This window comes from Streptomyces sp. NPDC001348 (assembly GCF_053597535.1).
Genome location: NZ_JBSFIK010000002.1, coordinates 97,708 through 124,429 on the forward strand (window position 1 = coordinate 97,708; position 26,722 = coordinate 124,429).

Consider the following 26,722-nt stretch of genomic DNA (forward strand, 5'->3'; position numbering starts at 1 on the left):
CCAGGCCGCCTAGGCCGCCTCCGGCATGGTGCGGCACAGCAGGAGGCAGATGTCGTCGTCGCGTTCGGAGTCGTGCAGCATGGGCTTGAGCAGCGAGTCGGCGGAGGCGTCGAGGTCCTCGAGTTCCGCCGGGCTCAGTGCGGCCAGGGCATGGGCGAGACGGTCGATGCCCGGGTCTATGCCGTGCGCTCTGCGTTCCACCAGTCCGTCGGTGTAGAGGGCGACGGTGGAGCCGGGGCGGATCCGGACGACGTGGTCCTCGTACTCGTAGGCGAGGGGCACGCCCAGCATGATGCCCGGCTTGGTGTCCAGTATCCGCACCTCGCCCTCGGGCGAGCGCACCACGGCGGGCGGGTGCCCGGCGGCCGCCCAGACGACTTCCGTGTCGCCGGGCCGGAAGCGGGCGATGACGGCGGTGGCGTACAGCTCGGGCTGCTGGTGGCGGAGCATGTGGTGCAGCCGGGTGAGGATCCGGGCCGGGCTGTCGCCCTCGACCGCGTAGGCGCGCAGCGCGGTGCGCAGTTGCCCCATGATCACGGCGGCGCGCAGCCCGTGCCCGGTGACGTCCCCTATGACCGCGAGCACGCTGCCGTCGGGCTGCGGGAACGCGTCGTACCAGTCGCCGCCGATGTTGAGGCCGTGGGTGGCGGGCAGGTAGCGGGCGGCCAGGGACATCCCCTGGCAGGTGGGGAGTTCGGTGAGCTGGGCGCGCTGCAGGGCCTCGGCGGTGTCCCGGTGCTGTTCGTAGCGGCGGGCGTTGTCCAGGGCGATGGCCAGGCGCCGGGCCAGTTCCAGCAGCATGACGCCGGTGTCCGGGTCGAAGCGCGGGCCGGGAGCGGTCAGTGTCAGCACGCCCAGGACACCGCGTGCCGTGAGCGGAACGCACAGCAGCGGCCGGTTCGGGGAGAGAACGGACGGCGGATGGTCATCGACGCCGGGGAGGCCGCCCGGGTGGTCGGCGGCATGCTGGGGCCGGCCGGTGCGGGCGGCGGTGACGGCGGCGGCCGGCCGCTCGCCGTGGTGGGGGACGTCCTCCTCGTCGAAGAGCCAGATGTCGACGGCGTCGGCATATTCGGGCACGAGGAGCTGGGGCAGCCGGCGCAGGATGTCCTCGTGGTCGAGCGAGGTGGTCACGACGGCGCTGGCGGTGGTCAGGAAGGTGAGCAGGCGCCGCGCGTTCTCCGCCGCGGCCCGCGCCACCCGTTCGGCGTCGAGGAGTTGGTGCTGGGCGCGGGAGGCGGCGTCGAGTTCGGCGTGGAGGGCCAGGACACCCTGGTTCGTCTGGTGCAGTTCCTCACGGTGGAAGCGGACCAGTTCCTCCAGCTCGTCCAGCCGGTCGAGGGCGGCCGCGGTTTCCTCGTCGGCGGCCAGGAGGCCTTCGGCGAGCTCCGCGGCGTCCGCGTCGGCCGGGTGACCAGTCCCCGCCGACCCCACGGGACGGTGACAGGTCAGCGTGAACTGCCAGCAGGGGGCGCCGTCGTCGGGCAGGCCGGCCGGGCGCACGTCGACCCGTACGCGCCGGTCCGCGTCCGGGGTGGGCTGCTCGGTGGTGACGACGAGGTCCGCGCCGCCCGACGCCAGGCACTGGCGCAGCCGGCCGGTGAGGGCGGTCAGGAAGCGTGCGCGTTCCAGGGTGGGCGCGCCGGCGGCCGCCGCGAGACGTGCGGCGGCGGCGCGGGCACGGGCCGCGTCGGAGACGGAGGTGATGTGCCAGACATCAGATGCTGTGGTCATGGGTGCCGGTCCGGCGGTCGGGGGCGAGTACGGCCACGCTGGTGTCGTCGCGTACGGGTCGTGCGGGGCTGCTGGCGTCCCGCAGGACGACCGCGGCGACCACGGCCGGGTCGTGGCGCAGGAGTCGGGTGTCGTCGGGTGGCGACCAGCGGCTGGGCAGTCCGTCGCTGTGCAGGACGAGCAGACTGTCCGCGGCCCACGGCACCCGCCGCAGGGGAACGTTCGCCGGGAAGTGCGCACCGACGATACCGGGGTGGGAGACGAGTGGCTGCCAGGTGCCGGCGTGGTGCAGCCGGGCACCGATGTTGCCGACGCCGGCGAAGCTGAGTTCCCCGGTTTCCTCGTCCAGTTGCGCCACCGCGACGGCGGCCCCTCGGGTGGGGCGCAGCGCCGTGTGCAGGTGCCGCAGGAGTTCCACCGGCGCCAGGTGTCCCCTGCGGCGCAGTTCGCCCACCGCGGCGCCGGATGCCTCGGCGGCCTTGGCGCCGTGACCGAGGCCGTCGGCCAGCATCAGGGTCGTACGGGATCCGGAGCGTCCCCAGCTCCAGGCGTCCCCGGAGTGCTCGGCACGGGCGAGGGACACGTTGACGCCTCCGGCGCGGACCCGGGACGCGGTTTCCGTCCGGCGCTCGGCGGACCGCTGGTCGATGCGGGCCGTCACCACCGTTCCCCGGCCGTGCGCGCTGTACAGGTCGAAGGCGCTGGACATGCGCAGGCAGGTGCCGAGGCCCGCGCCGAGGGAGGTGTCGACGGTGGTGTAGCCGTCGCGCAGGGCGGCCCCGACGTCTGCGATACCGGGGCCGTGGTCGAGTGCGAAGAGCTGCACCGACGGCCCGCGGGCGGCCTCTTCGGCGGGTGCCGGCTCGACGAGGTTGATCAGTATCCGGCCGCCGCCCGCGTGCTTGAGCAGATTGGTGGCCAGTTCCGTGGCGGCCAGCGCCGTGACCGCCGTGCGGTGTGCGTCCAGGCCGGCGTGGGCGCCGGCCTCCTCGGCCGCCACTCGGACGTCGCGCACGCGGGTGGAGTCGTGCACCGGGATGTCCCACACCCGGCTCATGGCTGCTCCGAACGGGAGGCGGGTACGCCGACGACCCAGGCGACGACGGTGACGGTGGTGCCGCGGCCGGGCTCGGTGTCGACGGCGAACTCGTGCACCAGCCGCTTGGCCCCGCTCAGTCCGAGGCCCAGGCCGCCGCCGGTGGTGTAGCCGTCCGTCATCGCCTGTTCGAGGTCCCGGATGCCGGGGCCGTCGTCGGTGAAGGCCAGCTTGAGACCCCGCATGCGTCCGTTGTCCAGGGGCGTGATCTCGGTGTGTCCCCCGCCGCCGTGCACGAGGGTGTTGCGTGCCAGCTCGCTGGCGGCGGTGACCAGTTTCGTCTGCTGTACCAGGCCGAAACCGAGGTCGGCCGCCGTGTGGCGGACCTGCTGCCGCACCCAGGCCAGATCCGCGTCCGACCGGATGGGCAGTGTCGTCGCCGCAGCAGGGCGGGAGGCCGACGTCACGTGCCTCCCTTCCTTGCGTCGGCGGAAGCCGTCGGTACGGGTTGACCGAGCAGTTCCATCGCGCGTTCGACATCGAGGGTGGTGGTCAGTCCGGGCAGGGTGAGCCCCAGTTCGACCAGCGTGATCGCCACGGCGGGCCGCATCCCGGCCAGCACCGTGCGGGCCGCCAGCAGCCGGGTGCTGGCGGCGATCTCGGCGAATATCCGGCCGAGGAAGGAGTCGACCACGTCCACACCGGAGACGTCGATCACCACACCGTTCACCCTGCTGTGGGCGATGCGCTGGGTGATGTCCTGCTGGAGCTGCTCGGCCATCCCGTCGTGCAGCTCGCCCTGGACGGTGACCAGCAGAACGTCCCCCAGTGTCAGCACCGGGACCGTGGGACCGAGGTAGCCACCGCTCACCGCGGGCTCACTCCGGCGGCCGTGCTCGGGGACACCTGGATGCCCTGCTGACTGAGCGCGTAGGCCAGGGCGTCGGCCAGTGAAGCCCGGGTGAGCACCGAGCCCAGGTCGATGCCGAGGTGCACGATGGTCTGCGCGATCGCGGGACGGATGCCGGAGACGATGCACTCGGCGCCCATCAGCCGGGCCGCGGCCACCGTCTTCATCAGGTGCTGGGCGACGAGCGAGTCGACGGTGGAGACACCGGTGATGTCGAGGATGGCGTACCGGGCGCGCTGGTCGACGATCGCCTCCAGCAGGCTCTCCATGACCACCTGGCTGCGGGCGCTGTCCAGGGTGCCGATCAGCGGGACGGCGACGACGCCCTCCCACAGGTTGATCACCGGGGTGGCCACCTCGAGGAGTTGCTGGCGCTGGCGTGAGATCACTTCCTCGCCCTCGCTGAGAGCGGTCTCCATGACGACCAGGCGCAGGGTGTCCAGGAGTACGGTCAGTGCCAGCACGCTCTCGGTGCTCTCCGGGCCGGGCGGGTCGGGGAACTCACCGCGCAGCAGGTCGACGGCCGGCGGGCGCAGTCCGGCGACCTCGCCGGCGATCTGGGCCGGGCTGTATCCCGTGCGGGTCAAGGACGCGGACATACGGCCGAGCTGGTCGCGCACGACCTCGAAGCCCGGGGCCTCGATGTCCTCCAGCCTTCCCGCGTGCGCCACCTGGGCCAGGGCGTCCACCACGGCCCTGCACGCCTCCGTCGCCTCGTCCCGGGACACCGTGAAGACCGCCCGGAACAGGGTGGCGTCCGCCCAGCGTTGGGCGATCTGCTCACGGCGCCGCTCCAGGAAGTCGCCCACCTGGCGGGCTGCCGGCTCGTCCGCCGCATGCTGGTCCGACACTTACATCGTCTCCCTACTGCACAGGCCGGGGTGCCTGCCGGTCGCCGTCGGCCCATCTGGCCGATTATTGCCGTATGACAAACATTAGCGCTGCCCGTACGGCGCGAACAACACGCGCTCGCCTCCACCGGGCAGCCCTCTCTTCTTGCTCTGCCCGTCAGCGCCCCCGCCAGTCCAGACACACCACCAAAGCGTCATCACGGGGCAGCGTACGACCGCGGTGCCCCGACAGTTCGCGCAGGAGGGCCCGCGGGACCTCGGCCGCCGGCAGCAGCCGGGTCGAGGTGATCGCCCGCGCCAGGGCGGCCTCCCCGTAGGCCACCCCACCAGGGGATGCGGTTTCGTGGACGCCGTCGCTGACGAACACGAGCCGGTCGCCGGGCTCGACCTGGAACTCCTGTGCGACATAGTCGGTCTCCTCGAACATGCCCAGCGGCAACTGCGCTTCGAGCGGGATCCTCTCCACGGTGCCATCCCTCAGGCGCAGCATCTGCGGGGACCCCGCGTCGACCACCCAGGCGCGTCCTGTGGCGAGTTCGAAGTCGAGCATGAGTACGGAGAGGTAGCAACGGCCACGGTAGTGGGCGTAGACGGCCTGGTCGGCCAGGGCCGCCTGGTCGGCGATCGGGATGCCGGCCCGCCGCGCGTTGCGCAGGGCGTTGATGGCCAGGTTCGTCAGCAGGGAGGCGTCTATGCCTTCCCCCATGCCGTTTGTGACATACAACATGAGGTGGTCCGCCGTCGCCGACCAGTCGAAGTTGTCGCCGAAGATGGCGTACGCCGGTTCGAGCTGAGCGCCGAGTTCGTACTCGGGGCGTGCGCAGGAGCGGCCCGGCAGCAGCTGCCACTGCATCTCGGCGGCCAGGGTGAGCCGGTCCTTGCGCCGCGCCTGCATGTAGAGGTCGGTGTCCCGTTCGGCCACGACCAGCTCGTGGCCGAGCACCTCCGCGACGTCCGTCAGCTCGTCCAGGCAGTCGCGTGCCCGCTCCTCGTCCGGCAGGGTCACCGACAGCACGCCCAGCCGGTCGCCGCGCACGGTGACCGGCAGGTGGACGCGTACCCGGCCGTCCCCGACGGTTTCGACGTACGGCTCCTGGGCGCCGAAGGCGCGGCCGGCCGGGCTGTTGTGCACCGAGACCGGCTCGAGGGTGTACGGCAGTTCGGAGACCGGCTGCAGTACGGACAGGCCGTAGTCGGCCATGAAGAGTTCGGCGGACTCCGCCGCGTACTGATCCGCCAGTACGCCGCGGGCGGCGTCCGGCAGGGCGTGGGGTGCCGCCCTGCGCAGAGCGCGCTCGGCGGCCACAAATCTGTTCACGATGGTAAACGCACCAATCCTTCACTGAACGGTTACAGGCCTCGTTCCCCGTACGAGGCGGTTCAGTTCCACCAGAGGACGGCTCGGGCATCTCCGGACCGGGCGGTCCCTAGTACGCTGGCGGCCGTCCCAGTGTCTGCGAGAGTGTGACAGTGACTACCTTCCGCCCCCGCCCGGAGCCCGCCGATGTCGCACGGGTGACCGCGACGGCCGCGGAACTGCTGGAGGTCCTGTGGGGCCGGGCGTCGACCGCGCCCGCGTCGGCCTCGCAACTGCGGGTCCTGCTCATCCTGGAACACCACGAGGGCATCAACCTGCGCTCGCTCGCGGACTCCCTGGCCTCCACACCGCCCTCGACCAGCCGGCTGTGCGACCGGCTGCAGGCCGCCGGCTTCGTCCGGCGCGCGGTGAGCCCTGCCGACCGGCGCGAGGTGCGCCTGTACCTCAGCAGCCGGGGCCGCGCCTTCCTGGCCGATCTGCGGACACGGCGGGAGATCACCCTCGAGGCCGTGCTGGACCTCATGCCCGCCGCCAAGCGCACCGCGCTCCTGGAGGGGCTGGAGGCGTTCTGCGACGCGGCCGCCGCGCAGATACACGACGCCGCGCAGGACCCTGGCAGCCAGAGCGCCTGAACCGCGGGCCGCGGCACCGGACACGGAGCCGGCGTGAGCCGACCGGAACATTCCAGATCCTTCCCCGTGCACGCCCGACACGGTTACTTTGTTGCCCCCCGACCATAGTTGTCAAATGGCAACTATCGCCGGGAGGCCTGTCCACGACTCGGGTACCCCGGCAGGCGGCCGCCTGCCGGGAGTGTGGCCAAGGTCTCGGGCGTCAGCGGCCGCCGAAGGCCGCGCCGGGGGCGAAGACCAGCTCGGCGAAGCGTTCGCCGATGCGGCGGTGGGTGGCGGCGTCCGGGTGGATGTCGTCGGGCAGCGGGAGCTCGGCGGCGTCGGCCTCGCCGTAGAGCAGGCGGCCGTCGAGGTGGTGCAGGTTCGGATCGTCGGCCGCGCGCTGCGAGACGATCTGGGCGAGCTCCTCCCGGATGACGCCCAGGGTGAGCTTTCCGGCGGCGCGTTCGGCCGGGTCGCCCGCGGCCCGGAACCGCGGCTGTCCGGTGGCGAGGGAGCCGGGATCGAGGAGGCTGGGGCCCGGGGTGTCCTCGTGGATGGGACACAGCAGGGGCGAGACCACCAGGAGCGGTGTGGCCGGACGGCCTTCGCGGATGGTGTCCAGGAAGCCGTGGACGGCGGGGCCGAGGGCGCGCAGCCGCATCAGGTCGGTGTTGACCAGGTTGATGCCGATCTTGACGCTGATCAGGTCGGCGGGGGTGTCGCGCAGGGTACGGGCGGTGAACGGGTCGAGCAGGGCGCTGCCGCCGAGGCCCAGGTTGATCAGCTCGACTCCGCCCAGGGAGGCGGCCAGCGCGGGCCAGGTGGTGGTGGGGCTGTCGGCGTCGGAGCCGTGGCTGATCGAGCTGCCGTGGTGCAGCCACACCCTGCGGTCGGGGTCGGGCGCGGGCTCGACGGGGGCGTCGGTGCGCAGGGCGACGAGCTCGGTGGTCTCGTTGTGCGGGAGCCAGATCTCGATGTCCTTGACCCCGTCGGGCAGGTCGGCGAAGCGGAGCGTGCCGACGGGGCCGGGCCGCCGCTCGGCCGTCCAGGTGGCCGTGTCGATGATCACGGTGTTGCCGCCCGGCACACTGCCCCGGCCGGCCGGCCGGCCGTTCACGAGGAGGTCGTACACACCGTCCGGACGGGGCGGGGCGCCGGTGTAGACGCGTTTGGTCGGCAGAGTGTCGAGTTCGAGGACGGTCGCCCGGGTGCGGAAGACCACGCGCACCCCGGAGGGCTGGGCCTCGGCCATGGCCAGCTGCGGGTCGGCGCACTGGGCACGGGCCCGGGCGGGCAGCCGGTGCGGCAGCACACCGTGCTGGGTGCGCTCCACGTCGAGGGCGCCGCGCAGGAGGCCGGCGGTGACGGGTGTGGTGATCCAGTGGTCCTGGGTGGGCATTGCGTCAGCCTGTTCCGGTCAGGGGACCCTGATCAGGGGGCTGATCAGGGGGATCTGGTCAGGGGTCTGGTCAGGGGATCCGGTCAGGGGTCTGGTCAGGGGATCCGGTCAGGGATCTGGTCAGGGGATCCGGTCACGAGGTCGGGTTCGCGGGCCAGTTCCGCAGCAGGGCGTCGAGGGCGTCCAGGATCCGGGTCCAGCTCTCCTCGGAGTCGGGGGCGCTGTGACTGAACCCGCCGCCCAGCTCAAGGCTGACGTAGCCGTGGAAGACGCTGCCCAGCAGCCGGACGGCGTGCGTCTGGTCGGGTTCCGTCAGGTCGTAGCCCCGCAGGATCGCCCGCGTCATCCCGGCATGCCGGCCGCCCGCGCTGGCGGCCGCCGTCGCCGGGTCGAGCCTCAGCCGGGCCGCGGCGTACCGGCCCGGGTGCTCCCGGGCGTAGTCGCGGTACACGTTCGCCAGTGCGGCCAAGGCGTCCTTGCCGGCCCGTCCGGCCAGCGCGGCGGCGCCCCGGTCGGCCAGCTCCTCCAGGGCGAGCAGGGCGATCCGGGTCTTGAGGTCCTGGGAGTTCCTCACGTGCGAGTACAGACTCGCCACCTTGACGTCGAACCGACGGGCGAGCGCGGAGACGGTCACCTGGTCGAAGCCGACCTCGTCGGCGAGTTCCGCGCCCGCTCGGGCGAGACGGTCGGGGGTCAGTCCTGCACGCGCCACGTCCGGCGTCCTCTCGCTCGGCTGAGCCGATTGTGCAGTTACCTAAACCCTTTAGGCAAATCCCCTAGTGGATTAGCCGCAATTGACCGCCGTGAGCACCCCGTCCCCCACCTCGTGCAGTTGGACGGCGAAGCTCCCGTCCCGCCGTACCAGCTCGTCGAACGCGGTGAGCTGCTCGCGGTGGCTCACCGCGTTGTCGACCGCCACGAGCCCATAAGGCGTCAGCACCCGCCGCAGTTGCGGCCAGTACTCCACGTAGGCGGGTCGTTCGGCGTCCAGGACGACGACGTCGAACGAAGCGTCCGGGGCCGCGGCCAGGACCTCGCCGCCGTCCCCGTGCACGACGTCCGCGTGGTCCGCGAGTCCGGCGCGCACGAGGTTGCGCCGCGCCGTCGCCGCCCGCTCCCCGTCGATCTCGACCGTGGTCAGCCTGCCGCCGGTGTCACGCAGCGCGTCGGCGAACCAGAGCGCGGAGTACCCGTTGGACGTGCCGATCTCCAGCACGCGTCCGCTGCGCTGCACACGGATCAGCAGGGCGACCAGCCGGGCCGCCTAGGGGGTCATGTTGCGCAGCCGCAGCAGCCGGTCGGCCAGCGGTTCGTCGTGCGCACGGCCCTGCGCGTGCAGATCGTCCAGAAACAGGGTCAGGTCACGGTCCACGAGGGCTCCTCCATGAGAAATCGGCTGCGCCGAGTGGTCACCGGGCCTCGTCGGGAGCCGGCCAGGCACCACGCCGGACGAGATCGAGGACCAGGGCCGCGATGTTCCAGGCGTCGTCCTCGCCCCGGTGGTGACGGCCTTCCAGCGGCAGTCCCGCGAGCCGCAGGGCCTCGGCCATGCCGGGGCGCCTCGGCAGTCCGTGGGCGGCGGTGAAGACCTGCTTGGCGTTGACGTGCCGCCGTCCGAAGGGGTACGTCACTCCGGTCGCCCGGCACTGCCGTTCGAACTGGCGGCGGTCGTAATCGCCCCAGCTCGTCCAGGGGCGCGATCCGGAGCGGTGTGCGGTGGCCAGCAGCCGGCACGCCTCGGCGAAGGACAGCCCCTGCTCCACCTCGGCCTGCGTCAGCCCGGTCAGCTCGGTGCAGAAGGCGCTGACGGTGGAGCGTACGGGCCGCACCAGGACGCGGTGCCGTCCGGTGCGCTCACCGGTCGCCGGATCGACGACGGTCAGCCCGATCTCGATGATCTCGCTGACCTCCCCGGCCGGCGGCCGGCCCGTCCAGCAGGTCGCCTCCACGTCGACGACGTTCCACAGCGTCTCCCCCTGTTCCATGCCGTCGAGCCTAGGCGGGCGACGTCACACCCAGCACCCGCATTTTCACGTACGGAAGGGCGACATCAGCTGAAGCTGCGTCGGTAGGCGTGCGGGCTGACGCCGGTGGTGCGTTTGAAACGGTCGCGGAAGGCGGTGGGCGAGCCGAAGCCGACCTGCCCGGCGATGCGTTCGACCGGGTGCCGCGTGGTCTCCAGAAGGTGCTGGGCCTGGCGGATCCGGACGCGGTGCAGCCACTGCAGCGGGGTGGTGCCGGTCTGTTCGCGGAAGCGGCGGATGAGGGTCCGGGTGCTGGTTCCGGCGTGGGCGGCGATGTCGGCGAGGGAGAGGTCGCGGCCCAGGTTGTCCTGCAGCCAGACGAGCACGGGTTCCAGGGCCGATCCCTGAGGGACCGGCGCATGGTCGTGGACGATGAACTGCGCCTGGCCGCCCTCGCGTTCGAGGGGCATCACGGACAGCCGGGCCGCGTCGGCGGCGACGGCCGAGCCGTGGTCGCGGCGGATCATGTGCAGACACAGGTCCAGTCCCGCGGCGGCGCCGGCCGAGGTGAGGAACTGGCCGTTGTCGACGTACAGGACATCCGGGTCGACCTCGATCTCCGGGTGGAGGGCGGCCAGCAGGTCGGCCGCGGCCCAGTGGGTGGTGGCCCGCAGGCCGTCGAGGAGGCCGGTGGCGGCCAGCGGGAAGGTGCCCGAGCAGATGGAGGCGATGCGCGTGCCGTCCCCGGCCGCCGCCCGCAGGGCGTCGCGGACGGCGGACGGCAGCGCGGCCTCGGGGGCGGCGGTTCCGGGCACGATGATCGTGTCCGCTCCCCTCAGCCCGTCCAGGTCCCAGGGTGCGCGCAGGACGAAGGACCCGGTGTCGATCTCCGGTCGTTCGGCGCACACCCGGACCCGGTAGGCGGGACGCCCGTCCGGGAGCCGGGTGCGGGTGAAGACCTCGATCGGGGTGGACAGGTCGAACGGGATCACCTGGTCCAGTGCGAGGACGGCGACGGTGTGCATAGCCAGAACCTACCTGTCACTTTCCCGTTGGAAGGTGTCGTCAATGCCACTGGGGCGACGGGCCGGTGGCTGGTTGGCTTCAAGGCGTCCCGCGGCCCGGACACGATCCACGGCACCCTGAGAAAGCGAAGCAGTCATGAGCTACGTCTCCCCGATCCTGATCGGCATCGGCTACGTCCTGTTGATGTCACTGGTCCGCGACGACGACCGGCGACGCCGCCTCAACGCGCTCATGGTGGGGGGCGCCTCGGCCGCCTACCTCAGCGGTGGCGGCCTCGGGGCCTGGGAGTTCGCCTTCACCACCGTGGCCACCTACGTCGCCTACCGGGGGCTCGAGTCCTGGACGTTCATCGGAATCGCCTGGCTCCTGCACACCGCGTGGGACCTGGTCCACCACCTCAGGGGCAACCCGATCGTGCCCTTCGAGCACGGCTCCTCCATGGGCTGCGCCATCTGCGACCCCGTCATCGCGCTGTGGTGCCTGCGGAGTGGTCCCCGTGTCACGCTGCCTTGGCGGACGGCGCGGACGCGGGAACCGGTCGCTCCTCAGTAGCCGCCCCTCAGTAGCCGCTCCCCAAGGTCTGCGTCGTGTAGGCGCATTCCGTGTAGATGTAGCCGGAACGGAGCTTGGCGGTGTCCGAACCCGGCGTCGCGGTGCTGTCGCCGTGCGGCTTGTGCACGAAGTAGGTGGTGCCGACCGGGAGACTGATGGTGCGCTGCGGATAGTTCTTTCCGCCGCGGCAGGGCTTGAAGCCGACCAGGAGCGTGTCGGCGAGGGTGTACGTCCTGCAGCTGCCGCAGCCCTTGAGGGTGAAGCTGCCGGTGACCGGCCCGGTGTAGAGGACGGTGACGTCGTCCGGGCTGTCGTTCTTCACCGTGACGGAGATGCTGCCGCCGGAGGCGGTGGTGGGCAGCTTCTTCCCGGCGGCCGGGAGCGTCTGGGCGACCTCCGCGGCGATGGACGTCTTCTTCGCACGGTCCCGGTTGCCGCTGTGCTTGTTGTCGGCGAGGAACTGGTCCATCGTCTTCTGCGCCGCTGCGAAGTCGCCGTCCTTGTACTGGTGGACGCCGCAGGCGTACTCCCCCGCGTCGCCGCTCCGGTCGGCCCGGCCGGCGGCCTTTCCGAGGTCGCCTGCCGCCTCGGGGGCCGTCCCCGACAGTTCGGTGATACGGGTGTTCAGACTGCGCAACTGCTCCACGGCCGCGCAGGGTTCGCCACCGCCGACCGCCTTCTCCGCTTTCCTCACCGCGGAGTCGACAGCGGGTACGACCTCCCCGGCCGGCCCGGACCGCGGGAACGTGTCCAGCAGGTCGCCGAACTTCGTGACCCAGTCCGCCTCGCCGTTCGCCAGACTGCTCGAACCGCACTCGTACAGCGCGGTGGCCAGCCGGTCGTCGGGCCAGCGCGTCAGCGAGCCGAGCTGCTTCCTCGGCATGGTGCGGGGCACCGTACGCAGGTACTTCAACGGATCGATCGCGGCGCAGTAGTCCTTGTGGCCGTAGGCCGCGCCGACCGTCTCGTAGTACGTCCTCATCCGGTCGGGCACCTGCTCGGCCGCGCGGGAGCCGGAGTGCTCGACCGCGAGGTCCCGGTAGACGTCCAGGGCGGTCCCGTAGTCGGTCCTGGCCGCGGCGAAGGTGTGCCGGCTGCCCGCCGTCACCAGGTGGTCGGCCCGCTCGAGGCGGTCGAGGAGCGACCGCTCCACGGCTTCGTCGTGCGCGTTGCCGTACCCGACGGCGGCACCGGCCGGTACGGCGAGGAGCAGCACGCCCAGCAGGAGCGCGAGCGGGGCCCGGCCCGGCCACGACAGCCGGGTGCGCAGCCCGGCGAACGCGCCGTGCACGGCCGCCAGCAACAGGAAGACGGCGTAACCCGCGAGCGCCGCCCCCGGGACGCCGTCGGCGTCCGCGGGCAGTGCCACGAGCAGCAGTACGACGGTCGCCACCCAGCAGGCGGCCATCAGGACCCATCTTCGGACAAGCGCGTAACCGAGGCCGAGGCCGCTGAGGTTGAGAAGGGCGACCGCGGCCGACCGCAGGCCGTCCGGCGGCGCCGGCGGCGGGCTCGACGGCATGGGCGGCACGTTGAACTGCTGGTACGGACCGTACGGATCCCCGGACATGGTGGCTCCCCCCACTGAACTGTGCCCGCATGTCTGCGGGTTGGCAGTGTACGGCCAGGGACGCGAACCCGACAGAGGGGTCCATACCGACGGCCCGGCGGACCATGCGGCGACGTGATCAGGCCAAGACCGCGCGGATCACGGTCTTCGACGACACCATGACGTCGGCGACGAACCGCAGGCGCCGGACGTCCAGTTGGCGCAGGGCCGCGCCGTGGGCGACGGGCACCACCGGGCGGACGGAACCCGTCCCGCCGCCGGGCATGGTCGAGGCGTCGTACCGGTCGCCTCCCGTCGAACGCTTGCGGGGCATCGAACGCTCCGGCGTCGGGGGCGGCGGACGGCCGCCCCCGACGCCGGAGCGACGGAGACCGAACGGGTGAGGTCAGCCGACGTCGGAATCGATGCCGGTGATCACCGCGGGCCCCAGGGGAGCGCTGTCCGGATCGAGCCCGGCGTCTCGCAGTGCGGAGTCGGCGAGGTCACGGGCGTCCTCCTCGGCGTGGGCGCCGCTGTCCGCCTCCACGGTCAGGCGGATGGTGAAGGTGTTGTCGTCGTTGACGGTGAGGGCGTCCAGATCCTCCGTACTGCCCGTCCGAGTGGTGTGGGGATCGGCCGGCCTCAGTGCCCGGCTCAGCCGCGCTCGCTCTTCCTCCTCGATCCCGGTGGTGAAGGTGCCGGGAACGGTGATCAGGTACGTGGTCATGACGATCCTTTCCTCGGATGTCACACCGCCTACCCCTGAGAGCCGGGTGCCATCACGGCCGGCCGGAGTACGTCCTCGCACCACTGGCGGAAGCCCGTGGGCGCCGTGTCCGGGGTGCTCGGCTGGTCGGCGCCGTAGAAGCCCTGGTCGTGCAGGGCGTCCACCATGTCGGCCAGCCCCTGCGCCCAGGCCTCGCTCACGCCGCGGCGCAGCAGCGTCTCCTTCTGCTCCGCGCTGCTGACGGCCTGGACGCGGACCGGGCGGTCCAGCACCTGGGAGACGACCCGTGCCATGCCCTCGGGGGTCAGGTCGTCGGGTCCGGCCAGCGGGACGTCGTCCTGTCCGGTCCAGGAGCCGTCGAGGAGCAGCCGGGCCGCCGTGGCGGCGATGTCGCGGGTGGCGCAGGTCCGCAGCACCCGGTCCGGCGCCGCCGCCATGAAGAACACGCCTTGGGTGCGGATCGACTCGGCCTGGCCCAGCAGGTTCTCCATCAGGAACGGCGGGCAGAGTGCCCGGTAGTGCACGCCCATGGCCGCGATCGCCTCGTCCATGGCGAGCGACGCCGATATCTGCCCGGCGTTCTTCGCCACCGAGCGGCCCAGCGTGGAGACGCCGACGACCCGTTCGACGCCGTGGCGTCCGGTCACCTCGCGCAGCGGCTCGGTGAACGCGCGGAAGTGCCCCTCGACGCTGTCGGCCGAGGGTGTCGGCGGCACCAGCCAGAACAGGCGGTCGGCGCCCGCGCACGCCTTCGCCAGGACGGCGGGGTCGGCGTGCGATCCCCGTACCACCTCGACCTGTTCGCGCACCCGCGCGGGCAGGCGGGCGGGGTCGCGGGCGATCACCCGGATCCCCGCCGTGGCGTCGGGGGTGTCGAGGAGGCGGTCGAGGACCTGCCGGCCGATCCGGCCGGTCGGGGTGGTGACGACAATCATGAACAACTCCATACAGGGATGCTGCGCCGGATGTTCCGGATGTCGCCGAGCCTGCTGCGTCGTGCTCCCGAACTGAAGGACCGGTTCGCTCCCGCTTGTTACCCTCCGGGTAACACCGAACGGAGGGGATGCATGGACTCCCGCCTGCTGCGCTACTTCGTCGCCGTCGCCGAGGAGCTCAACTTCGCCCGGGCCGCCGAGCGGCTGGACATGTCCCCTCCTCCCCTGTCCCGTGCGATCCGCCGGCTGGAGACGGAGCTGGGGGTCACGCTTCTGGAGCGGACCACCCACAGGGTGACGCTGACCGCAGCGGGCACGGTGCTTCTCGCGGAGGCGCGGATCGCCCTGGACGCGCTGGAGGCGGCAGGCCGGCGGGCCCGGCGCGCCGCCGCCTGCGAACCGGAACTGGTGCTGGCCGTCAAGGCGGACGGCGACGCGGGGCTGCTGGAGCCGGTGCTGGCGCGGTACGCGGCCGAGCCCGGGGCCGTGCCGGTCGCCGTCCGGCTGTGCGCCTGGCAGGAGCAGCCGCGGCTGTTGCGGCGCGGAGAGGCCGACGCGGCCCTGGTGCACGAGCCGTTCGACCGTACGGGACTGGACACCGAGACGCTGACCGCCGAACCGCGGGTGGTGGCCCTGGCCGCCACGCACCCCCTCGCCGCCCGCGACAGCCTGGTCCTGGCCGACCTCGGGCTGCGCCCCGGCGGTCTGCACCGGTACATCGACGAGATCCGCGGCCTGGGCCGTGACCTGGCCCAGCTGCTCACCCTGGTGGGGCTCGGCGGTGCGACCCCGGTGCTGCCCGCGTCGGTGGCCGCGCGCTATCCGCGTCCCGGGGTCGTGTACCGGCCGCTCGTGGACGCACCGCCCGCCGTCCTCGCCGTCGCCTGGCCCCAGCAGTCCCGTTCGACGGCCACGGCCGCGCTGGTGCGCGCCGCGCTGGCCGTCGCGGAGGCCGACGTCGGTGCCGGCGTCACGCGGGAGCGGAGTCATTCCCCCGCACACCTCGGATAGAACGAGAGCAGGCCGTCGGCCGGCATGTTGTCGGGTGTGTCGTCGTCCGTCTGTTCCGCGTCGACGGAGTACGTGCCGGTGTAGTCGCCGATCCCTGCGGATTTCTCACCGAGGAGGCCCCGGGTCGCGTACACGCCGTCCCCGGAGTAGGTGAACGCGGCGAGGTCGGGATACCGGTCGTGGTTGTAGTCGCCGACGGCGAGGCCGCGGGTCTCGCCGAGGTCGACGTGCCGGGGGGCGTGGCCGCGGCCGGTCCTGGAGAACGGGCCGCGCCTGAGTTCGGCCAGACGCGGCTCGATCGGTTCGTCGCCCCGCCACGGCCCCGTGGCCACGACGAGGAGGTCGGCCCATCCGTCGCGGTCGAAGTCCGCCACGACGGCCAGGTCGTCCTCCTTCCCGTGCCCGAACCCGCCGACCAGCTCCCGGACGCCGACCCGCCTGCCGTCGCCGGAGGACGTACCGAAGGTGAGGGTGAGCCGGGCACCGGTGGCGGAGGGGTCGGAGACGCGGTCCCGGTGGCCGTCCGCGTCCAGGTCGGCCAGGAGGTCCCCCGTCCCGGTCGCACACGGCCTGATGGCGGACGGTTCGGCCGGGCGAGGAGGCGCCGTTCCCTTGAAGGTGTTGAACGAGCCGGCGAAGACCGCCAGGGCCGCCGCCACGACGGCGACGATCCGGCGCGGCCGGATGGTGTGCGCTGTCAGGGGCATCCGGGCATGATGCCACGTCAGCCCTTGGCGAAGGCCCGCAGTTGGTCGCCGGAGCCGTTGAACCGGTCGTGATCGCCCACCGTCGGTCCGGTCGAGGTGTACTGCCACATGGTGTACGAGGACCAGCCGGCCGGCAGGTCGCCGACCGCCGACGCGTACCGGGCGACCCACAGGGGGTTGGTCTTCCCGAAGCCGGTGTGGCTTCCGGTGCAGGTGTTCCACCAGGAGGTGGCGGTGTAGATCACGGCGTCGCGCCCGGTGCGGGACCGGTACCGGTCGAGGAAGTCACGGATCCAGGTCACCATCGCGCTCGGTGTCTTGCCGTAGCAGTCGTCGCCGTACGGGTTCCACTCGATGTCCAGGACCCCGGGCAGGGTGACGCCGTCACCGCTCCAGCCTCCGCCGTGGTCGACGAAGTAGTCGGCCTGGGTGGCGCCGCCGCTGGTGTCGGGGGTCGCGAAGTGGTACGCGCCGCGGGCCATGCCGGTGCCGAGCGAACCGGTGTACTGCGCGGAGAAGTAGGGATTGGTGTAGTAGGTCCCCTCCGTGGCCTTGGTGTAAGCCCATCTGACGCCGCCGTCCCACAGGGTCGGCCAGGCGACGTCGCCCTGGTAGCTGGCGACGTCGACGCCCTCGGTCTGGCCGGCGCGCGGGCCGGCCGAGGCGGGGCTCGAGCCGTCGTGGGCCGCGACGCCCATGCCCATGTGGGCGGAGCCGCGGACCGGGGTGCCGTCGGCGGAGGCGGGGACGGTGAACGGGGAGAGGAGCAGCGCCAGCAGGGCAGCCGGGGCACCGGCGGCGAACAGGCGGGCACGCTTGGGGTGAAGGGCTATGAGTGGTCGCACAGACATCATCTGATCGGCAGTCGGCCTTCGTCGCACGCCGGGATGCGCCGCATGACGGCCCATCGGGGACAGAAGGCTCCGTACGAGTGAGGTCAGCCCTGACCTGCGTGCGTGTGGCTGTGCGACACCTCGGGCGCGCAGTGCCGCGACGCCGCCCTGCGGTCGCGCAGCCAGTCGTGCACCGCCAGGCCGAGTGCGCACAGCACGGGCAGGACACCGGAGCCGACGGCGACGGCGACGGCGGTGCGGTAGTCGTGGGCGTGCGCGCCGAGCGCGACGTAGAAGAGCCCGGGGAGTGCCGCCGTGCCGACGGCCCCGCCCAGCCGCTGCCCCGTCTGGAGCGCTCCGCCCGCCGCTCCCGCCATCCGCACCGGTACGTCCCGCAGTGTCATCGTCACGTTGGGGGAGATCACGCACCCGCTGCCCACACCGCCGACGAAGAGGGCGGGAAGAGCGAGCCAGACCGCGCTGTCGGCGGGTGCGAGGCGCAGGATCAGCGCCGTCGCGCCCAGTCCCAGGGTGACGGCGGTCAGCCCGCACACGGTCAGCAGCCGCCCGAGCCGCTCCACCAGGCGGCCGGCGATCGCCGCGGCCGCGGCGGAGCCGATGGCGAACGGTGTCACCGCGAGACCGGACCGCAACGGACTGTAGCCCTGGCCGTTCTGGAAGAAGAGGGCGAACACCAGCCACACGCCGCTGAAGCCGACGAAGTACAGCGCGGCGATGGCGGCGCCGACGGCGTACCCGCGGGTCCCGGTCACCAGCCGTGGGTCGAGCAGCGGCCGGCCGTCACGGGCCGAGACCCGCCGCTCCCACCGGCCGAACGCGGCCAGCAGGGCGACCCCGGCGGGGAAGAGCCACCACAGCCGCTCGACCCCGCCCGACTCCGCCAGCACCAGCGGGAACATCAGCGCCAGGACCCCGCAGCCGAGGAGCAGCACACCGACCAGGTCGAGCCGTTCCCGCCGGCCCGGGGCCGGCCTCGGCAGCAGCCGGAGGCCGAGGAGGAGCGCCAGGGCGCCGACCGGTACGTTCACGTAGAAGATCCACCGCCACCCCTGGGGACCCTCGGCGAGCTTGAGGATCAGCCCGCCCACGACCGGCCCCACGGCACTGGAGACGCCGACGGTGGCGCCGAAGAGACCGAAGGCCTTTCCGCGTTCGGCTCCGCGGAACATCTGCTGGATGAGGGCGGAGTTCTGCGGGGCGAGACAGCCCGCGGCGACTCCCTGCGCCAGCCGGGCCGCGACGAGCAGACCGATCGTGGGGGCCGCACCGGCCGCGGCGCTGCACAGCACGAACCCGCCGAGGGCCAGCAGGAAGACACGCCGCCGGCCGACCGTGTCCCCGATACGCCCGGCGGTCACCAGCACCAGGGCGAAGGCCAGGGCGTAGCCGGAGACCACCCACTGGATGTCGGGTGCCGAGGCGTGCAGGGCCCGCTGCATGGACGGCAGCGCGACCGCGACGATCGTCACGTCGAGCAGGCTCATGAATCCGGCCACCAGTGTCACCGCCAGGGCCTTCCAGCGCCTGGGGTCGCTCCCGTCACCCCCGTGCGTGCCCAATTCCACCGGTTCGCTCCTGTTCCCTGCGGTCACGTCATTCGGGCGAGTACCCGTTTGATTCATGCAATGAGTCCGGAACCTTTCCAATCCGATCAAGAACTCTCGTATAGTGACCGCCAGTTGAGCACCAAGCGTCACCACTCACTCACATCTGCCGGTGACCACGCCGGCAGCTGCCCTAGGACCCACTGATGACCGCGCCCACACCTGACGGCGAACGCACCACCCTCCGCACCATCGCCCCCGCCCTGGTGCTGACCGGTCTCCTGTCCGCGCTCGTCGTCGTCACCGCGGTCGACCTGGCGCCGCCGTCGGTGCGTACGCCGCTCGCGCTGGGGTCGAGCGCCGCGGCACTGGTGCTGTGCGCGGCGGTGGCCTCCGCGGTGCACGCCGTGCAGGGCGAGCGCGGCGCCCGGCGCCGACTGGAGACCGTGACGCAGGACCTCGGCCGGCTCCTGCAGCAGCAGGCCCGCGCGACCGAGGAGTCCCGGCAGGAGCAGCAGCGCCTGATCGACGAGCTGGCCGAGCAGCGGGCCGAACTGACGGAGTCCTTCCACCGGGAACTGGGCCGGGTCGAGGCCGAGGCCGCACGGGAGCTGGACCGCCTCGACGAGGAGAACGCCGACCTCGCCGCGCGGCTCGAGCGCGCCACCCGGGAGCGGGCGGCGGCGATCGCGGCGACGTCCAGCGCGGCCGGCCGTATGCAGGCCCTGGCCACCGCCACCCTCGCCGACCTGCGGGCCATGGAGGACCGCCACACCGACGAGGACGTCCTCGCCGACCTCCTCCACCTCGACCACCGCACCGCACAGGCGGGCCGGCTCGCCGACTCCGTCGCCGTACTGACCGGAGCGCGCACCGGCCGCCGCTGGGCACGGCCCATCGCAATGGAGTCGATCCTGCGCGGCGCCATGGGACGGATCAGCGGATACCGGCGGGTGCGCGTCCACTCGGTCAGCGACACGGCCGTCGCCGGTCACGCGGCCGAGGGCGTGATGCACGCGCTGGCCGAGCTGCTCGACAACGCCGCCAACTTCTCGCCCCCGACGGCCGAGGTCCACGTGTACGTGGAGGAGGTGCCGGCCGGCGCCATCGTGTCCGTGGAGGACAGCGGACTGGTGATGGGCGACGTCCAGCTGCGCCGTGCCGAACGGGCGGTGTCGGGCGACAGCTCGGAGCTGGGCGGTCTCACCGGCACCCGGCTGGGGCTCGCCGTGGTCGGCCGGCTGGCCCGCAAACACGGGCTGCGCGTGTCCTTCCGGCCGTCCGCGCGCGGCGGCACCGGAGTCCTGGTGCTCATCCCGCAGGAGATCCTCACCGGCCCGCACGCCGCCGACCCCCCGGCGGCCGTCGCGCCACCCGCCGCCGAGCGGCCGCGTCCCGCGGAACCGGACGCCCCGGCCCCGGCCGCCGAAGCGCCGCAGCCGGACCAGGCCCCGCCGCACGAGGCGGCGGCCGACGGCACGGACGATCAGCCGACGTCGCTGCCCAAGCGCCGCAGGGGCCGTACCCTCGCCGCCGCGGAGCGGGCGAGGCCCGCGCCCCGGACCGCGGAGCCGGGCGGCACTCCCCCGGCCGCCGGGCCGGACCGTCCGCACGCCGCCGCCGACGCCGAGGTCCGCGCCGCCCGTTTCAGCAGCTTCCGCCAGGCCGTTCGCACGACCGCCGCGGACCGCAGCGCGCCGGACCACACGACACCGGCCCACACGATGGACGACGACACCGCGCCGCCGAACACGAACCCCTCCCCACCGCAGGCCCACCCGGAAGGCGACACCACCTCATGACCGGCACGACCACCGCCGACGAGAAGCTCACCTGGCTCATCGAGGGTCTTCTGGAGCGCACCCCGGGCGCGCGGCACGCACTCGTGCTCTCCCGCGACGGGCTGAAACTGTGCCGCACGCCCGAGCTGAGCGTCGACCAGGCCGACCAGCTGGCGGCCATCGCGGCCGGCATCCAGTCGCTCTCGCACGGGGCGTCCGTGGAGTTCGGCGACGGCAGCGGAGGCGTGCGGTCGGCGATGACCGAGTTCTACGGGGGCGTGCTGTTCATCGTGGAGGCAGGAAACGGCGCCCACCTCGCCGTCGTGACCACCGAGGACGCGGACCCCGGGCTGGTGGGGCACAACATGAGCGAACTGGTGGAGCAGCTCGGCGAGCACCTGAGCGCCCCGCCCCGTACCTCATGAGCCGCCCCGGCCGGGACGACGCTCCCGACCGCCTCTACACCATCACCGGTGGACGCAGCAGGTCCGGCCCCGACAACCCCTTCGACCTGGTCACACTCGTCGTCGCCGAATCCGCGCCGGTCACCGGGATGCAGTCGGAGCTCGTGGCGATCCTGCGCCTGGCCGAGTCCCCCACCTCCGTGGTGGAGATCGCCGCCGAGCTGCGGCTGCCCGTGAGTATCACCAAGGTCCTGCTGTGCGACCTGCTCGCGGCGGGACGGGTCAGCGCCCGACACCCCCGCAGAGCGGCCGTGCACGACCCCGACATCCTGGAGCAGGTGCTCGTTGGACTCCGTAACCTCTGACGCGCGCACCCCGCTGGGTGCCTCCGCCGACAACGGTCTGAAGATCGTGGTCGTGGGCGGTTTCGGCGTCGGCAAGACCACGCTGGTCCGCTCGGTCAGCGAGATCCGTCCCCTCAACACCGAGGAGACGATGACCCAGGCGGGCGAGTCGGTCGACGACATCCAGCAGGTACGCGGCAAGACCGCCACCACCGTCGCCTTCGACTTCGGCCGGATCACGCTGGACGCGCGCAACGTGCTGTACCTGTTCGGTGCGCCGGGCCAGGAGCGGTTCTGGTTCCTGTGGGACCGGCTGTTCTCCGGCACCCTCGGCGCGGTCGTCCTCGTCGACACCCGCCGGATCGACGACTCCTGGTACGCCATCGACCGGCTCGAGCACCACGGCACGCCGTTCATCGTGGCCTGCAACGACTTCGGCGGCCCCGTACACCCGCCGGGCGCGGTCCGCGCGGCCCTCGACCTGGACCCGCACGTGCCCCTGGTGGACTGCGACGCCCGCTCCCGCGAGTCCAGCAAGCAGGTGCTCATCACCCTGGTCCAGCACATCCAGCAGCACTACGCCGGCCGGTCCGCCCCGGCGGCCCAGCCCCGACAGGAGTTCGTGTGACCCCCGACGCCGTCCCCCTCGGCGGACCCCGGTTCCAGACCGAGCCCGCGCGCCTGTACCGGGAGATGCGGCGCGAGCACGGGGCCGTCGCCCCGGTGCTGCTCGACGGTGACGTGCCCGCCTGGCTGGTGCTCGGCTACCGCGAACTGCACCAGGTCACCGGCGACCCGGTGCTGTTCAGCCGCGACTCCGACCTGTGGAACCAGTGGGACACGATTCCCCCGGACTGGCCGCTGCTGCCGATGATCGGCCGCAAGCAGCCGTCGATCCTGTACACCGTCGGCGAGCGTCACCGGCAGCGCGCCGCGATGATCAGCGACGCCCTGGAGGCGGTGGACCCGTCCGCGCTGCGCGGCCACGCCGAGCGGTTCGCCGACGAACTCGTCGACGCCGTGTGCACCGTGGGCGAGGCCGACCTCGTCGCCCAGTACGCGATGCTGCTGCCCGTCCGGGTCCTGGCCCGGCTCTACGGCTTCTCCGACGAGGAGGGGCCGGGCCTGGTCACCGCCCTCAACGACATGATCGACGGCCGGGAGCGGGCCATCGCGGGCCAGACCCATCTGGCGGCCTCGATGGCGCAGCTGCTCGCCGACCGCAGGGCTGAGCCCGCGAACGACGTCGTCTCCCGGATGCTCGCGGACGACAGCGGGTTCAGCGACGAGGAGATCGCCCAGTACCTGATGGTGATGATGGCGGCCGGGCACCAGCCGACCGCCGACTGGATCGGCAACTCCCTCAGGCTGATGCTCACCGACGACCGCTTCGCCGCCTCCCTCTTCGGCGGCCGCAACAGCGTCGCCGAGGCCATGAACGAGGTCCTGTGGGAGGACGCGCCCACCCAGAACGTGGCCGGTCGCTGGGCCTCCCGTGACACCCACCTCGGCGGGCGCCGCATCCGGGCCGGTGACCTGCTGCTGCTCGGCCTGCAGGGCGCCAACTCGGACCCGCAGGTCCGCACCGACGGCTCGGCCCTGACCGGCGGCAACAACGCGCACTTCTCCTTCGGCCACGGCGAGCACCGCTGCCCGTTCCCCGCGCAGGAGGTCGCCGAGGTGATCGCACGGACCGGCATCGAGGTCGTCCTCGACCGGCTGCCGGACATCGACCTGGCGGTGCCCGCCGAGTCCCTCACCCGCCGGCCCTCGCCCTGGCTGCGGGGCCTGACCGAACTGCCCGTGCGGTTCACGCCCGTACCCGCCCTCTGAACCCGCCCGCCCTGGAGGCATGTCACGATGACGACCGGTACCGAAGCAACCCGGATCGCCCTCGACCCCTTCGTCACCGACCTGGACGGCGAGAGCGCCGCCCTGCGCGCGGCCGGTCCGCTCGCCGCCGTCGAACTGCCGGGCGGCGTGCCCGTCTGGGCCGTCACCCACCACGCCGAGGCCAAGGCGCTGCTCACCGATCCGCGTCTGGTCAAGGACATCAACGTGTGGGGCGCCTGGCAGCGCGGCGAGATCCCCGCGGACTGGCCGCTGATCGGCCTGGCGAACCCGGGCCGCTCCATGCTGACCGTGGACGGGGCGGACCACCGCCGGATGCGCACCCTGGTCGCCCAGGCGCTCACCCCGCGCCGGGTGGAGCAGATGCGGGAGCGGATCACCAAGCTCACCGAGGAACTGCTCGACCGGCTGCCCACCGGCACGGACGTCGTCGACCTCAAGACGGAGTTCGCCTACCCGCTGCCCATGTACGTCGTCGCCGACCTCATGGGGCTCGACGAGGGCCGGCTGCCCCGGCTGAAGGTGCTGTTCGAGAAGTTCTTCTCCACCCAGACCCCGCCCGAGGAGGTCATCGCGACCCTGACGGAGCTGGCGCAGATCATGGCCGAGACGGTGGCCGCCAAGCGGGCGGCGCCGGGCGACGACCTGACCAGCGCCCTGATCCTCGCCTCCGAGGACGGTGACCGGCTCACCGACGAGGAGATCGTCTCCACCCTGCAGCTGATGGTCGCCGCGGGCCACGAGACGACCATCTCCCTGATCGTCAACGCCGTCGTCAACCTCTCCACCCATCCCGACCAGCGGGCGCTCGTGCTGTCCGGGGAGGCGGACTGGTCGGCGGTGATCGAGGAGACGCTGCGCTGGTCGACTCCGACCTCGCACGTCCTGATCCGCTTCGCGACCGAGGACGTGCCGGTCGGCGACCGGGTGATCCCGGCCGGCGACGCCCTGATCGTGTCGTACGGCGCGATAGGCCGGGACGAGAAGGCGCACGGGCCGACGGCGGGTGACTTCGACATCACCCGCGAGTCGGGGAACCGTCACATCTCCTTCGGCCACGGTCCGCACGTCTGCCCGGGCGCGGCCCTGTCCCGGCTGGAGGCCGGGGTGGCACTGCCCGCGCTGTACGACCGTTTCCCCGGGCTGGACCTGGCGGTGCCCGCGTCCGAGCTGCGCAACAAGCCGGTGGTGACGCAGAACGACCTGTTCGAGCTTCCCGTGCGGCTGAACGCCCAGGCCTCCTAGGGCAGGTCGCCCGGGCCGATGAGGTCGGCGCGTGCCAGGACGGTGCCCAGGACCTCGCGCAGCGTCAGCGCGGGCTCCTCGACCGGGCCCGGCGACCGCCACGCCACGAACCCGTCGGGGCGGACGAGCACGGCGCCCCCGGGTGTCGTGCCGTGCCGCTCCGCCCAGTTCACGTCGCCCTCGGGCGTCAGGTCGGCGTCGGGGCCGGTGCCCACGCGGTACGAGGTCAGCGGGATCGGCATCCGTTCGGCGAGGCGGGTGGCTGCCTCGTGCCAGCCGCCCGTCCCGCCCTTCTCCTCCGCGTCGCTGAGCAGGACCATGTCGCGTTCGTAGAGGTCGAGGGTGGACACGCGCTCTCCGTCACGCCGCAGCCACATGTGCGGGGCCCTGCTGCCCGGTGCACCGGTCAGGTGCAGTGCCTCGGGGACGACCGGGGTCGCCGGGTCCGCGTCCACCACCGCGCCCTGCGGATAGCGGTAGCCCAGGGCGACGTTGAGGATGCCGCGCTGCGGTCCGCCGCTGCCCAGGCCGGGGGCCGGGGCGAAACCCGGGTGGCTGTGCTCCACCGAACGGCCGGCGGCCCGGGCGCTGGTCGCCTCCGCGACCGGGCGGCGCTCGGTGTCGTAGGTGTCCAGCAGGCCCTCCCCCGCCCAGCCGCCGAGCACCGCGGACAGCTTCCAGGCGAGGTTGTGGGCGTCCTGGATGCCGGTGTTGGAGCCGAAGGCCCCCGTGGGGGACATCTCGTGCGCCGAGTCCCCGGCCAGGAAGACCCGGCCGGACCGGTAGCCGCGGGCGACGCGCTGGGCGGCGTGCCAGGGCGCCCGGCCGGTGATCTCCACGTCGAGGTCCAGGTCACCGACCGCGCGGCGGATGTGGTCGACGCACCGCTCGTCGGTGAACTCCTCCAGGGTCTCGCCGTGTTCGGGGTGCCAGGGGGCGTGGAAGACCCAGTTCTCCCTGTTGTCGACCGGGAGCAGCGCGCCGTCGGCGTCCGGGCTGGTCAGGTAGCAGACGATGAACCGGCGCTCGCCCACCACGTCGGCGAGGCGGCGCGAGCGGAAGGTCATGCTGATGTTGTGGAACAGGTCGCCGGGGCCGCTCTGCCCGATGCCGAGCTGTTCGCGGACGGGGCTGCGGGGGCCGTCGGCGGCGACCAGGTAGTCCGCGCGGATGGTGGTGTGCTCGCCGGTGTCACGGCTCTTGACCACCGCGGTGACCCCGGTGGGATCGGCGTCGAACGACATCAGCTCGGTGTGGTACCGCAGATCGCCGCCCTGGCCGACGGCGTGGTCGAGGAGCACGGGTTCCAGGTCGTTCTGGCTGCACAGGCACCAGGTGCTGGGGCTGAACCGGGCGAGCCCGCCGCCCGGGTCGATCTCCTTGAACAGCCATTCACCGGCGTCGCCGACCAGGGTGGGGGTCTGCAGGATGCCGTGGTTGCCGGCCAGTGTGGCCGCGGCCTGCCGGATCCCGGGCTCGACGCCGGCCACCCGGAACAGCTCCATCGTCCGTACGTTGTTGCCGCGCCCACGGGGGTGGATGGACGTACCGGCATGGCGTTCCACCAGCGTGTGCGGGACTCCCAGCCGCCCCAGGAACACCGAGGTGGACAGGCCGACCAGGGAACCGCCGACGATGAGGACCGGTACCCGGTGGGTGCCGCGGTCGGCGGAATCGGCTCTTTCCTTCATCACTCGCCTCCAGCGCGTCGTCTCCTCCGACTCGGCCGGAAACGGCCGGGACTGTGATGCATGCCCCGCGGGACGGGGACGCGCTCGGGCTCGTTCACCCGGCCGGAGGCGTCCGATCCGGCTAGTTGCTGGTTTGGAAAGCGGCGAACGGTTCCCGGACAGGGGCCCGGGGGCGGGCACGGCCGCCCCCGGGATGTCAGATACGGCCGCCGGTGAGTCGGGTCAGGGGGCCCTGCGCGGGGCGTCCCGTGCGGCGGCCCACCGCGTACGACGCGGCGCTCACCGCGGTCAGGCCGGCCCCCGCCGCGACCGCGACGAGCTTGCGCTGGCTGATGACCGTCCAGGCCGTCCTGGCCGTCGCCGCCACCTGGCCGGAGGCCGCGACGACCGCACGGCGGCCCGCCTCCAGCTTCTCGGCCCCGGCCTGCACGGCCCCGCTCGTCGCCTCGGCCGCGGCCCCGGTCGCCTTGTCGGCGCCCTCCTTGGCCGCTGACGCCGCGTCATCCGCCTTCGCGGCGGCCTTCTTCGCGCCCCGGGACGCCGGAGCCGTCGCGTCGGCCGCGGCGTTCCGTGCCTTGGCAGCCGTCCCCTGCTGGGAGTCGGACGTTCGCTTCGTGTCGTTGTTCGATTCACTCATGGACATCGCCTTGCCGGTCAGTTCCCCGGCAAACAGGC

29 protein-coding genes are annotated in these 26,722 nt (G+C 72.7%); 9 read left to right on the forward strand and 20 right to left on the reverse strand.

The genetic code is table 11. From position 1 onward, the window contains the following. Window positions 1-9: 9 nt before the first annotated feature. The 6 genes from ACWC21_RS02195 to ACWC21_RS02220 all read right to left on the reverse strand — a co-directional run bounded on the left by ACWC21_RS02195 (window position 10) and on the right by ACWC21_RS02220 (window position 5,849). Complete coding sequence (locus ACWC21_RS02195) at window positions 10-1,734, reverse strand: PP2C family protein-serine/threonine phosphatase (protein ID WP_450877193.1); 1,725 nt, start codon at window positions 1,732-1,734, stop codon at window positions 10-12. Next, window positions 1,718-2,791, reverse strand: a complete 1,074-nt coding sequence (locus ACWC21_RS02200; protein ID WP_450877195.1) for a SpoIIE family protein phosphatase — start codon at window positions 2,789-2,791, stop codon at window positions 1,718-1,720. Before ACWC21_RS02200 ends, ACWC21_RS02195 begins: the two co-directional genes overlap by 17 nt. Beyond that, complete coding sequence (locus tag ACWC21_RS02205) at window positions 2,788-3,237, reverse strand: ATP-binding protein (protein ID WP_450877197.1); 450 nt, start codon at window positions 3,235-3,237, stop codon at window positions 2,788-2,790. The genes ACWC21_RS02200 and ACWC21_RS02205 overlap by 4 nt, the downstream gene beginning before the upstream one ends. Continuing rightward, a complete protein-coding gene (locus ACWC21_RS02210; protein ID WP_450877199.1) occupies window positions 3,234-3,641 on the reverse strand; it encodes an STAS domain-containing protein in 408 nt (135 codons plus the stop codon). The genes ACWC21_RS02205 and ACWC21_RS02210 overlap by 4 nt, the downstream gene beginning before the upstream one ends. Further along, a complete protein-coding gene (locus ACWC21_RS02215) occupies window positions 3,638-4,531 on the reverse strand; it encodes an STAS domain-containing protein (RefSeq protein ID WP_450877201.1) in 894 nt (297 codons plus the stop codon). The genes ACWC21_RS02210 and ACWC21_RS02215 overlap by 4 nt, the downstream gene beginning before the upstream one ends. 157 nt (window positions 4,532-4,688) lie before the next feature. After that, complete coding sequence (locus ACWC21_RS02220; RefSeq protein ID WP_450877203.1) at window positions 4,689-5,849, reverse strand: PP2C family protein-serine/threonine phosphatase; 1,161 nt, start codon at window positions 5,847-5,849, stop codon at window positions 4,689-4,691. A gap of 146 nt (window positions 5,850-5,995) precedes the next feature. Between ACWC21_RS02220 and ACWC21_RS02225 the strand changes: the two genes are divergently transcribed. Continuing rightward, window positions 5,996-6,481 carry a MarR family transcriptional regulator gene (locus ACWC21_RS02225; protein ID WP_450877205.1) on the forward strand — a complete coding sequence of 162 codons (486 nt, stop codon included), beginning with the start codon at window positions 5,996-5,998 and terminating at the stop codon, window positions 6,479-6,481. Window positions 6,482-6,683: 202 nt separating this feature from the next. Here ACWC21_RS02225 and ACWC21_RS02230 read toward each other — a convergent pair whose 3' ends face one another. The 5 genes from ACWC21_RS02230 to ACWC21_RS02250 form a co-directional block, all read right to left on the reverse strand. After that, complete coding sequence (locus ACWC21_RS02230) at window positions 6,684-7,862, reverse strand: GDSL-type esterase/lipase family protein (RefSeq protein WP_450877207.1); 1,179 nt, start codon at window positions 7,860-7,862, stop codon at window positions 6,684-6,686. 133 nt (window positions 7,863-7,995) lie between these two features. After that, on the reverse strand, window positions 7,996-8,574 hold the full coding sequence (locus ACWC21_RS02235) for a TetR/AcrR family transcriptional regulator (RefSeq protein WP_450877209.1): 579 nt from the start codon (window positions 8,572-8,574) through the stop codon (window positions 7,996-7,998). Window positions 8,575-8,646: 72 nt separating this feature from the next. Then, on the reverse strand, window positions 8,647-9,117 hold the full coding sequence (locus ACWC21_RS02240) for an O-methyltransferase (RefSeq protein ID WP_450877688.1): 471 nt from the start codon (window positions 9,115-9,117) through the stop codon (window positions 8,647-8,649). A 154-nt stretch (window positions 9,118-9,271) separates the two neighbouring features. Then, window positions 9,272-9,847: an exonuclease domain-containing protein gene (locus ACWC21_RS02245; protein ID WP_450877211.1), complete on the reverse strand. Its 576-nt coding sequence runs from the start codon at window positions 9,845-9,847 to the stop codon at window positions 9,272-9,274. A gap of 65 nt (window positions 9,848-9,912) precedes the next feature. Then, the gene (locus ACWC21_RS02250) at window positions 9,913-10,851 is read right to left on the reverse strand and encodes a GlxA family transcriptional regulator (protein ID WP_450877213.1); all 939 of its coding nucleotides are present in this window, start codon (window positions 10,849-10,851) and stop codon (window positions 9,913-9,915) included. A 136-nt stretch (window positions 10,852-10,987) separates the two neighbouring features. Here ACWC21_RS02250 and ACWC21_RS02255 point away from each other — a divergent pair, with 136 nt between their 5' ends. Beyond that, window positions 10,988-11,404 (forward strand): DUF6010 family protein, encoded by a 417-nt coding sequence (locus tag ACWC21_RS02255; RefSeq protein WP_450877215.1) that lies wholly within the window; start codon window positions 10,988-10,990, stop codon window positions 11,402-11,404. A gap of 7 nt (window positions 11,405-11,411) precedes the next feature. Here ACWC21_RS02255 and ACWC21_RS02260 read toward each other — a convergent pair whose 3' ends face one another. The 4 genes from ACWC21_RS02260 to ACWC21_RS02275 all read right to left on the reverse strand — a co-directional run bounded on the left by ACWC21_RS02260 (window position 11,412) and on the right by ACWC21_RS02275 (window position 14,615). Next, complete coding sequence (locus tag ACWC21_RS02260) at window positions 11,412-12,974, reverse strand: hypothetical protein (RefSeq protein WP_450877217.1); 1,563 nt, start codon at window positions 12,972-12,974, stop codon at window positions 11,412-11,414. Between the two features lie 118 nt (window positions 12,975-13,092). Beyond that, the gene (locus ACWC21_RS02265) at window positions 13,093-13,287 is read right to left on the reverse strand and encodes a hypothetical protein (RefSeq protein ID WP_450877219.1); all 195 of its coding nucleotides are present in this window, start codon (window positions 13,285-13,287) and stop codon (window positions 13,093-13,095) included. Between the two features lie 72 nt (window positions 13,288-13,359). Next, window positions 13,360-13,680 carry a hypothetical protein gene (locus ACWC21_RS02270; RefSeq protein ID WP_450877221.1) on the reverse strand — a complete coding sequence of 107 codons (321 nt, stop codon included), beginning with the start codon at window positions 13,678-13,680 and terminating at the stop codon, window positions 13,360-13,362. 29 nt (window positions 13,681-13,709) lie between these two features. After that, window positions 13,710-14,615 carry an NAD(P)H-binding protein gene (locus ACWC21_RS02275; protein ID WP_450877223.1) on the reverse strand — a complete coding sequence of 302 codons (906 nt, stop codon included), beginning with the start codon at window positions 14,613-14,615 and terminating at the stop codon, window positions 13,710-13,712. 132 nt (window positions 14,616-14,747) lie between these two features. On the opposite strand from ACWC21_RS02275, the gene ACWC21_RS02280 reads away from it, so the two are divergent. Further along, entirely contained in the window at window positions 14,748-15,626 is an 879-nt protein-coding gene (locus ACWC21_RS02280) for a LysR family transcriptional regulator (RefSeq protein ID WP_450877225.1), read from the forward strand. On the opposite strand, the gene ACWC21_RS02285 is transcribed toward ACWC21_RS02280, so the two are convergent. The 3 genes from ACWC21_RS02285 to ACWC21_RS02295 form a co-directional block, all read right to left on the reverse strand. Next, on the reverse strand, window positions 15,602-16,333 hold the full coding sequence (locus tag ACWC21_RS02285; RefSeq protein WP_450877227.1) for an FG-GAP repeat domain-containing protein: 732 nt from the start codon (window positions 16,331-16,333) through the stop codon (window positions 15,602-15,604). The genes ACWC21_RS02280 and ACWC21_RS02285 overlap by 25 nt on opposite strands. A 17-nt stretch (window positions 16,334-16,350) precedes the next feature. Continuing rightward, entirely contained in the window at window positions 16,351-17,184 is an 834-nt protein-coding gene (locus ACWC21_RS02290; protein WP_450877229.1) for a lysozyme, read from the reverse strand. A gap of 86 nt (window positions 17,185-17,270) precedes the next feature. Beyond that, window positions 17,271-18,809 carry an MFS transporter gene (locus ACWC21_RS02295; protein WP_450877231.1) on the reverse strand — a complete coding sequence of 513 codons (1,539 nt, stop codon included), beginning with the start codon at window positions 18,807-18,809 and terminating at the stop codon, window positions 17,271-17,273. A 128-nt stretch (window positions 18,810-18,937) separates the two neighbouring features. On the opposite strand from ACWC21_RS02295, the gene ACWC21_RS02300 reads away from it, so the two are divergent. The 6 genes from ACWC21_RS02300 to ACWC21_RS02325 are packed head-to-tail and all read left to right on the forward strand — an operon-like array spanning window position 18,938 to window position 24,356. After that, window positions 18,938-20,533, forward strand: a complete 1,596-nt coding sequence (locus ACWC21_RS02300; protein ID WP_450877233.1) for a sensor histidine kinase — start codon at window positions 18,938-18,940, stop codon at window positions 20,531-20,533. Continuing rightward, window positions 20,530-20,937 carry a roadblock/LC7 domain-containing protein gene (locus ACWC21_RS02305; protein ID WP_450877235.1) on the forward strand — a complete coding sequence of 136 codons (408 nt, stop codon included), beginning with the start codon at window positions 20,530-20,532 and terminating at the stop codon, window positions 20,935-20,937. The genes ACWC21_RS02300 and ACWC21_RS02305 overlap by 4 nt, the downstream gene beginning before the upstream one ends. After that, the gene (locus tag ACWC21_RS02310; protein WP_450877237.1) at window positions 20,934-21,281 is read left to right on the forward strand and encodes a DUF742 domain-containing protein; all 348 of its coding nucleotides are present in this window, start codon (window positions 20,934-20,936) and stop codon (window positions 21,279-21,281) included. Before ACWC21_RS02305 ends, ACWC21_RS02310 begins: the two co-directional genes overlap by 4 nt. After that, on the forward strand, window positions 21,262-21,888 hold the full coding sequence (locus tag ACWC21_RS02315; protein WP_450877239.1) for a GTP-binding protein: 627 nt from the start codon (window positions 21,262-21,264) through the stop codon (window positions 21,886-21,888). Before ACWC21_RS02310 ends, ACWC21_RS02315 begins: the two co-directional genes overlap by 20 nt. Beyond that, window positions 21,885-23,093, forward strand: a complete 1,209-nt coding sequence (locus ACWC21_RS02320; protein ID WP_450877241.1) for a cytochrome P450 — start codon at window positions 21,885-21,887, stop codon at window positions 23,091-23,093. The genes ACWC21_RS02315 and ACWC21_RS02320 overlap by 4 nt, the downstream gene beginning before the upstream one ends. 27 nt (window positions 23,094-23,120) lie before the next feature. Next, entirely contained in the window at window positions 23,121-24,356 is a 1,236-nt protein-coding gene (locus ACWC21_RS02325) for a cytochrome P450 family protein (RefSeq protein ID WP_450877243.1), read from the forward strand. Here the strand turns inward: ACWC21_RS02325 and ACWC21_RS02330 are convergent. Then, on the reverse strand, window positions 24,353-26,047 hold the full coding sequence (locus ACWC21_RS02330; RefSeq protein ID WP_450877245.1) for an FAD-dependent oxidoreductase: 1,695 nt from the start codon (window positions 26,045-26,047) through the stop codon (window positions 24,353-24,355). The genes ACWC21_RS02325 and ACWC21_RS02330 overlap by 4 nt on opposite strands. 196 nt (window positions 26,048-26,243) lie before the next feature. Further along, entirely contained in the window at window positions 26,244-26,690 is a 447-nt protein-coding gene (locus tag ACWC21_RS02335; RefSeq protein WP_450877247.1) for a hypothetical protein, read from the reverse strand. Window positions 26,691-26,722: the final 32 nt, after the last annotated feature.